We start from the raw sequence: 6599 nt of genomic DNA on the forward strand, positions 1-6599 counted from the left end.
TGATAAGTAACCTTGGCTGTTTAGGCGAAGGGCATCTGCACGAATCAGGGCTTTCTAAGTGACTATTTCCACCGAAATATTATTTATATCAGGAGGACATTCACATGTCACGTTATACAGGACCATCTTGGAAACAAGCTCGTCGCCTTGGCCTTTCACTTACAGGTACAGGTAAAGAATTGGCACGTCGTAACTACGTACCAGGACAACACGGACCAAACAACCGTTCTAAATTGTCAGAATACGGTTTGCAATTGGCTGAAAAACAAAAACTTCGTTTCACTTACGGTGTAGGTGAAAAACAATTCCGTAACTTATTCGTACAAGCTACAAAAATCAAAGGCGGAATCCTAGGTTTCAACTTCATGCTTCTTTTGGAACGTCGTTTGGATAACGTTGTTTACCGTCTTGGTCTTGCGACTACTCGTCGTCAAGCTCGTCAATTCGTAAACCACGGTCACATCCTTGTTGATGGAAAACGCGTTGATATCCCATCATACCGCGTAACTCCAGGTCAAGTGATCTCAGTTCGTGAAAAATCATTGAAAGTTCCAGCTATCCTTGAAGCAGTAGAAGCTACTCTTGGACGCCCAGCATTCGTATCATTCGACGCTGAAAAATTGGAAGGTTCATTGACTCGCTTGCCAGAACGCGATGAAATCAACCCAGAAATCAACGAAGCACTTGTCGTTGAATTCTACAATAAAATGTTGTAATATTTTATTGAATCAGATAGGCTTTAGAGCCTTGATATTAAGCACTTTGGGGCGTTTTCCCTTAGTGCTTTTTTATAGCTTTTAAGCATACAGCTATAAGTATCTATACGCGACTAGACCTGTATAGTTTAAAGTGATATAATAGTCTAAAAGGAGATACTACTATGAATGTTTTAGAAAAAAACACACAGGTAAACTTTAAGACTAACAGAGACTTGTTAGAGAAAGCTAAAGCTATTATCACAGCGCAAAATCTTGATATGACAGCCAGTTTTAACTTGTTTTTAGAACACATTGTAGAAAATAAAGCCTTGCCATTTGACACTCAAGTAGACAAAGAAAGAGAAGAACTTCTATCAGGGTTGCGTGCTGAAATTGCCCGTAGCTTTGAAGATTTAGAACATGGAAGAACTTACAGTCTTGATGAAGTGAGGGCTAACCTTGGAATTTAACGAGAACTCATATAGCCTTATTATCTCCGAAACGGTACAAGAACAGCTAAGAGGTATTAAAGATTATATCTCAGCTAACTACTTTTCAGAACAGGCAGGAGCAAACACAGTTAAGAATATTCTTTATGGTTTGGAACGTCTTGAAGTTTTCCCAGAAGCAGGATTTGATGCTGACGAAAGAGTAGGAGGTATTATATACCCACCTCACAAAACTCGATGCATCATTTTAGGCGATTACCTAGCCTTCTATCATATTTTAGAGGACAGAAAAGCTGTCTTTGTATCAGATATTATTCATAGCAAACAGGACTACATCCGCTTGTTCAAGAAAAAATAGCGCCTATAGGAAGCAATGTCATTAAGTTAAGAAATTCAAATATAATTCTGTATTTGGGTTTCTTTTTTATGTGATAAACTATAGTTAAGGAGATATTTCCCATGATAAAACAGATTAAAGCCCACTTGAATAAGAGTATTCAGAGTATCCTTGGTCAAAAAGTTGAGTTCGTCAAACAAGATGAACAGGCCTTTACTCGTAAAAGAAGGTTATCACTAGAAACCATGATTCGTACAATTCTGGGAATGGGCGGGAAATCACTGTCAAAAGAATTACTAGATGCCAGACTGACAGTTTCAAATTCAGCCTTTGTTCAAAGACGCTATCAAATAAAACCTGAGGCTTTCTATACCCTATTTAAAGAATTTACAGCACCTATTCCACTTAACACCAATCTTCCAATATTCGCTGCAGATGGGAGTGATATCTGTATTCCTCGAAATCCCATGAATACAGAAACCTCTATCCAAACCAAAACGGATGTTAAATCCTATAATCTCATACACATAAATGCCCTATACGACTTGACGACTGGAGTGTATAGAGATGTTTCTATTCAAGACAAACATAGGCAACATGAGCGCTTAGCTCTGATTCAGATGATGGAGGCTTCTCCCTTTCGAGAAAGCTCTTGTTATCATGGATAGAGGCTATGAAAGTTATAATCTTATGGCTCATTTTCAAGAAAAAGGATGGCTTTATATCATCCGTATTCGAGATGGAAAACAATCCATGCGTTCCTCCTTCAACTTGCCAAATACAGAGTGTTTTGATCAAAACTTTTCTCTAAAATTATCACGAAAGCAAACCAATCAGCTCAAAAAACTTTATCGTGACTGTCCCAATGACTATCATTTTATTCCACACAATTCTACTTTTGATTTTCTTCCAGAAACAAGTCAAAAACAAGACCCTGTAACACTCTATGAACTCCCTTTTCGTATGGTGCGTTTAGAAGTGGAAGAAGGAAAATACGAAACTTTAGTGACGAATACAGACTATTCAGTCCAACAATTAAAAAATCTCTACGCCAGTAGATGGGGCATAGAGACTAGTTTTCGTGACCTGAAATACAGTGTTGGCTTGGTCAATTTTCATGCAAAAAAGAAGGAAGGGATTCTCCAAGAAATCTTTGCCCGCTTTACAAATTTTAACTTTTGTCGTTGGGTAACCTCGCAAGTTGCCATCGACAGTAGTCGTAAAAAACAAAGATATAAAGTGTGCTTCTCAGATGCGGCTTATGCCTGCCGTTTGTTTTTTAACGTTTCCCTTTCTTCCCTCCAGTTGAAAAACTACCTCAAGAAACAGTTATCTATTATTCGACCGAATCGAAAATATCCAAGAAAGATAAAGGCCCAATCGATAGTTGATTTCATCTATAGAGTAACATAAATCTCAAAAAATAGGGTGAAAAAACCTTTATTTGTCATGCAAAAAAATAGAAGATAGGATAGAGAATCACTTTGATAACCTCAATCACGCCTCCTATTCAAGTAGTTAGATCACTAACTTAATGACATTGCTATAGGAAGGTGTTTTTGTTTGGATAAATCAAGCACTTTAGGGTGCTTTAACGACGACTAAGAAGAATTAAAGAGACAGCAAAGGATACTTACCATTTTCTAAAAAGCTATCGTAATGGTCTCTTGTTGATTGAATATTAGAATAGGAAAGTTTATAATGAAGTTAAAGTAAAGGAGGTTTCGTTCTAGATATGATGATACCACCAAGCAAAGAGCTGTTGATTTTTTATAATCAAATTCATGAGTGGGTTGACCAAGTTTATCCAGACCAGGATAAACCTACTGTATCATTTAAGAAAGACACTCCACAATCTATTTTAGATTTATTTGATAGTATTAAATCTAAAATAGGTTTTGATTACCAAGAACATAAGTATTAAAATAATAATTATGGATAAGTTAAACATGAAAAACGAGATAATTGATGTTTATAGAATAGCGCATCGTCTTGTTTCTATTAATGTTGAGAATCCTGATTTTTCAGATTTGAAAATCAATCAGTTTGTTAGAATTGGAGAAAAAGAGTATAGGGTACGTAGTGTCCCTATGATTCAATCAACTCCATCTAAATCGATCTTAGAAATAGATACATTTGCGATTGACTACACTGAGGACGACTTGATGAATATAGAGGCGGTATTTAGGAGATCGGATAGCGAAGCTTAATGGATCGATAGAAATTGTAGCAATAATATGGTGTTTGTGATAAAAGACATATAAGGGCTAATAGAAAATAAAGGTATTTAAAGATGATTAAAATTTCAATCAGTTTGTTGCTAGATGCGATTGAAGATAACATCAACGACGAAGAACTTCAATCTATCGATTTCGAGAGTCATATTAGAAAAATTACAAAAGAATTCCAGGGAGAAAATGGCGAATTCTTAGTAAAAGAAGAAGCGTTTGAAACACTCCCTTTGGACAGAGATAAAAAGGATAAAATCATTGAGCAAATAAAGCAAAATAGTCAAAATGTTTTCGAAGACGATTTCGATACCTTGTTGCAATTATATTTTTGAGAGTCAAGAATAATTCCAGTGCCTTATTTTACACTAAATAGAAAATGATAAAGATTGATAAACAAATTATTACGATGTACAAAATAGAAGATAGCTCGTCTAAGAGGCAGTATTCTATTGTGAGTGGAGCTTGTAGAGGAATTGCAACTATCGATAAAACTACTTTGGAATATAGCTATGTTGGAGATGATTTAGGACAATTTACTTCGTTTGTCAAAGATACTTTGACTAAAAGTATTAAGTTAGGAAAAGAATTGCCAGATAAGTTTTCGTATGGCTTTGGATAAGTTGTGGAATATCTTATATAGGAAAATCAAGATATATTATGGCGATATTAGATGATTTACGAGCATTGTATGACAATGGTTGGGACGCTTCTTTTGATTATAAGGGTCAAGTATGTGGTATTTTTCCTAATTCTGTTTATGACATTGTAGTCGTACTTGGAGATAATGAATATAAAGTGGTATCTTTTGGTGAGTTAATTTCTTTACAGATTAACGGGAAAACTTTGCTGGAAATCATGAGTGAGGTTGAAGTACAATATGGTTGAAGGACACTAGAGAAAAAGATAGACAATAAATTCAGATGCACAGATTGAAAGTTGAGAAAAAAGTGATATAATGAAGATAAGAAGATAGAGGTTGAGAATCTGTCACCAACGCGCCACTTATAGTGGGTCGAGAAATGCAGGAGCCCCGACAGTCCTGCCTATCCTTGCAAGTCAATCAGCCCTTAGCTATGAATCTAGGGGCTTTTTGCTTTGTCTTAAAAGCTTGATTTCTGAGTTTGTATAGAGATTTGCTAGTAAGGTTATTGGTGTATCTAAGTCTATCTATTCCAAGAATGATGCGATGTTGATGATATAAATATGGTATGATATAATATTTTGGCCCCCTCACTTTAAGGAAGGGAGGTGTTATATATGCTAGAGTTATTTTCCCTTTTTCTAGCTCCGTTACTTGTTAACTTACTATCTGAGCTTTTCAAGCTATGGATAAAGAGACGTAGCAAGTAGCATTTAACCCTTTTAGAGGGTAGCAAAAAACCCCATCGGTGGCACGGTGGGGCTTTTTTAGTTATATATGCTAGAAGCATTATTTTCCCTTTATGCTTTCATTCTAACACACCCCCTCCGATATTTCAAGCTTTTGTTTTGATAGCGTCGCACAAAACCAAGGTATCGTTGCTGCCATTGAATTGGAGCGCCCAAAATGTGCCCAACTAGAAACAACCATCGTCAAGTCTGCAGAAGTAATCAACGACTCTATCAAGCTACGCGATGAAAAAATCGTCCAAGCCCTTCTAGACCAAGGCAAGGCCGCCCAGAAAGAAGTTCAAGAATAACACACAAGCCCCCTGTAATGTAGATTCGCAGGGGATTTTATTCGTTTTTGTGGGCAAGCCAGGCGGAATATTTTTTCCCGAGCCAGAGAGCAAAGGGGAGATTGATGAAGACGATGCCTGAACCGACCAGTGAAAATAGGAAAAATTCGCTAGCCGAAACTCGCCATAAATGCACGATGTCTGTAATCAAATAAGCACTGATAGGAAAACAAATGGTAGAAGTAATCAGAGCAGGGATATACTTGCGGAGAAGAATTGATTGTCCAATATGGAGCAAGAGATGAAGTGCAAAGGCCACAAATCCTCCTAACCAAACCAATTCGAGCGCTCTAGAGTGACTAAAATACGCTAATAAAGTGATGGATAAGACAAGAATAAACTCCTCAAAAACAGCAAGGGCAAATCCCTCTGTTGTAATTCCTTTGTGAATCTTGAGAATAGCAGGAGCCTTTTGAGCCAGCAAGGTTTCGTTGAGAAGAATCCAAGGGACAAGACCGATAATTTCTTCCATATCGTGAAAGATAAAAAGTAGAGGAAACATCCAAAGATAAAATGTCATAAATCTCTCCTGAAAAGTTATAGATTGCCAGCTAATAAAGCAAAAAACGCCCAGTAAGGCGTTTTGAGTTAGGTATGATTATTTCACTTCTGTAAACACAACGTGTTTGCGAAGTTTTGGTGAGTATTTCTTCAATTGAAGACGGTCTGGAGTGTTACGTTTGTTTTTAGAAGTAAGGTACAAGCGTTCACCAGATTCTTTGTGTTCAAGTGTAATATTTACGCGCATGGTATCTCCCTTCTATTATTCAGCTGATGCAGCTTTAGCGATTTTACGTCCTTTGTAGTATCCTTTAAGTGATACACGGTGAGAACGTGAGTAATCTCCAGTAGTTTCGTCAAAGTTTACAGATGGAGCTGTTACTTTGTAGTGTGTACGACGTTTGTTTTTCTTCGCTTTTGAAGTGCGACGTGCAGGTACTGCCATTTTGATTTCTCCTTTAGGTATTTATATTCGATTCAATCTACTGATTTTCATCAACCATACTAGGATAACACATTTTTTTTGTAAAGTAAAGTTACTTGACAAAAAAAGATGAAAAAATTCTCCTATGCTAACTTCTCAAAGTAACTTCCACTTGCCTGACCAAAGTGGAAATTAGTCTAAAACGGATTTTTATGGTGGAATTAAGTGTGAGACGTTTGAG

The 6599-nt window shown here is 36.7% G+C and carries 11 protein-coding genes and 2 pseudogenes; 10 read left to right on the forward strand and 3 right to left on the reverse strand.

Translation table 11 applies throughout. From position 1 onward, the window contains the following. The first annotated feature begins 104 nt into the window (after positions 1 to 104). The 10 genes and pseudogenes from rpsD to CJ239_RS07705 all read left to right on the forward strand — a co-directional run. A complete protein-coding gene (rpsD, locus tag CJ239_RS07665; RefSeq protein ID WP_000092756.1) occupies positions 105 to 716 on the forward strand; it encodes a 30S ribosomal protein S4 in 612 nt (203 codons plus the stop codon). Between the two features lie 164 nt (positions 717 to 880). Beyond that, complete coding sequence (locus CJ239_RS07670) at positions 881 to 1168, forward strand: type II toxin-antitoxin system RelB/DinJ family antitoxin (RefSeq protein ID WP_102211126.1); 288 nt, start codon at positions 881 to 883, stop codon at positions 1166 to 1168. After that, positions 1158 to 1505, forward strand: coding sequence for a type II toxin-antitoxin system RelE/ParE family toxin (locus CJ239_RS07675; protein WP_000395514.1), 348 nt, complete (start codon positions 1158 to 1160; stop codon positions 1503 to 1505). Before CJ239_RS07670 ends, CJ239_RS07675 begins: the two co-directional genes overlap by 11 nt. Positions 1506 to 1606: 101 nt before the next feature. Beyond that, a pseudogene (locus tag CJ239_RS07680) lies at positions 1607 to 2897 on the forward strand (IS4 family transposase). Positions 2898 to 3219: 322 nt separating this feature from the next. Next, on the forward strand, positions 3220 to 3408 hold the full coding sequence (locus CJ239_RS07685; protein WP_080710438.1) for a hypothetical protein: 189 nt from the start codon (positions 3220 to 3222) through the stop codon (positions 3406 to 3408). Positions 3409 to 3433: 25 nt separating this feature from the next. Continuing rightward, a complete protein-coding gene (locus tag CJ239_RS07690; RefSeq protein WP_180958241.1) occupies positions 3434 to 3694 on the forward strand; it encodes a hypothetical protein in 261 nt (86 codons plus the stop codon). An 83-nt stretch (positions 3695 to 3777) separates the two neighbouring features. Beyond that, complete coding sequence (locus CJ239_RS07695; protein ID WP_020900513.1) at positions 3778 to 4047, forward strand: hypothetical protein; 270 nt, start codon at positions 3778 to 3780, stop codon at positions 4045 to 4047. A gap of 44 nt (positions 4048 to 4091) precedes the next feature. Continuing rightward, entirely contained in the window at positions 4092 to 4334 is a 243-nt protein-coding gene (locus CJ239_RS11585; RefSeq protein WP_142367002.1) for a hypothetical protein, read from the forward strand. Positions 4335 to 4372: 38 nt separating this feature from the next. Next, on the forward strand, positions 4373 to 4600 hold the full coding sequence (locus tag CJ239_RS07700; RefSeq protein WP_102211128.1) for a 16S rRNA processing protein RimM: 228 nt from the start codon (positions 4373 to 4375) through the stop codon (positions 4598 to 4600). 611 nt (positions 4601 to 5211) lie between these two features. After that, positions 5212 to 5394: pseudogene (locus CJ239_RS07705) on the forward strand (toxic anion resistance protein); the annotation flags it as partial. 37 nt (positions 5395 to 5431) lie between these two features. Here the strand turns inward: CJ239_RS07705 and CJ239_RS07710 are convergent. The 3 genes from CJ239_RS07710 to rpmF all read right to left on the reverse strand — a co-directional run bounded on the left by CJ239_RS07710 (position 5432) and on the right by rpmF (position 6379). After that, entirely contained in the window at positions 5432 to 5953 is a 522-nt protein-coding gene (locus CJ239_RS07710) for an HXXEE domain-containing protein (RefSeq protein ID WP_102211129.1), read from the reverse strand. A gap of 78 nt (positions 5954 to 6031) precedes the next feature. After that, on the reverse strand, positions 6032 to 6181 hold the full coding sequence (rpmG, locus tag CJ239_RS07715; RefSeq protein ID WP_001265622.1) for a 50S ribosomal protein L33: 150 nt from the start codon (positions 6179 to 6181) through the stop codon (positions 6032 to 6034). Positions 6182 to 6196: 15 nt separating this feature from the next. After that, positions 6197 to 6379 (reverse strand): 50S ribosomal protein L32, encoded by a 183-nt coding sequence (gene rpmF, locus CJ239_RS07720; protein ID WP_000290417.1) that lies wholly within the window; start codon positions 6377 to 6379, stop codon positions 6197 to 6199. Positions 6380 to 6599: the final 220 nt, after the last annotated feature.

The organism is Streptococcus sp. UMB0029 (assembly GCF_002871495.1).
Classification (GTDB): Bacteria; Bacillota; Bacilli; order Lactobacillales; family Streptococcaceae; genus Streptococcus.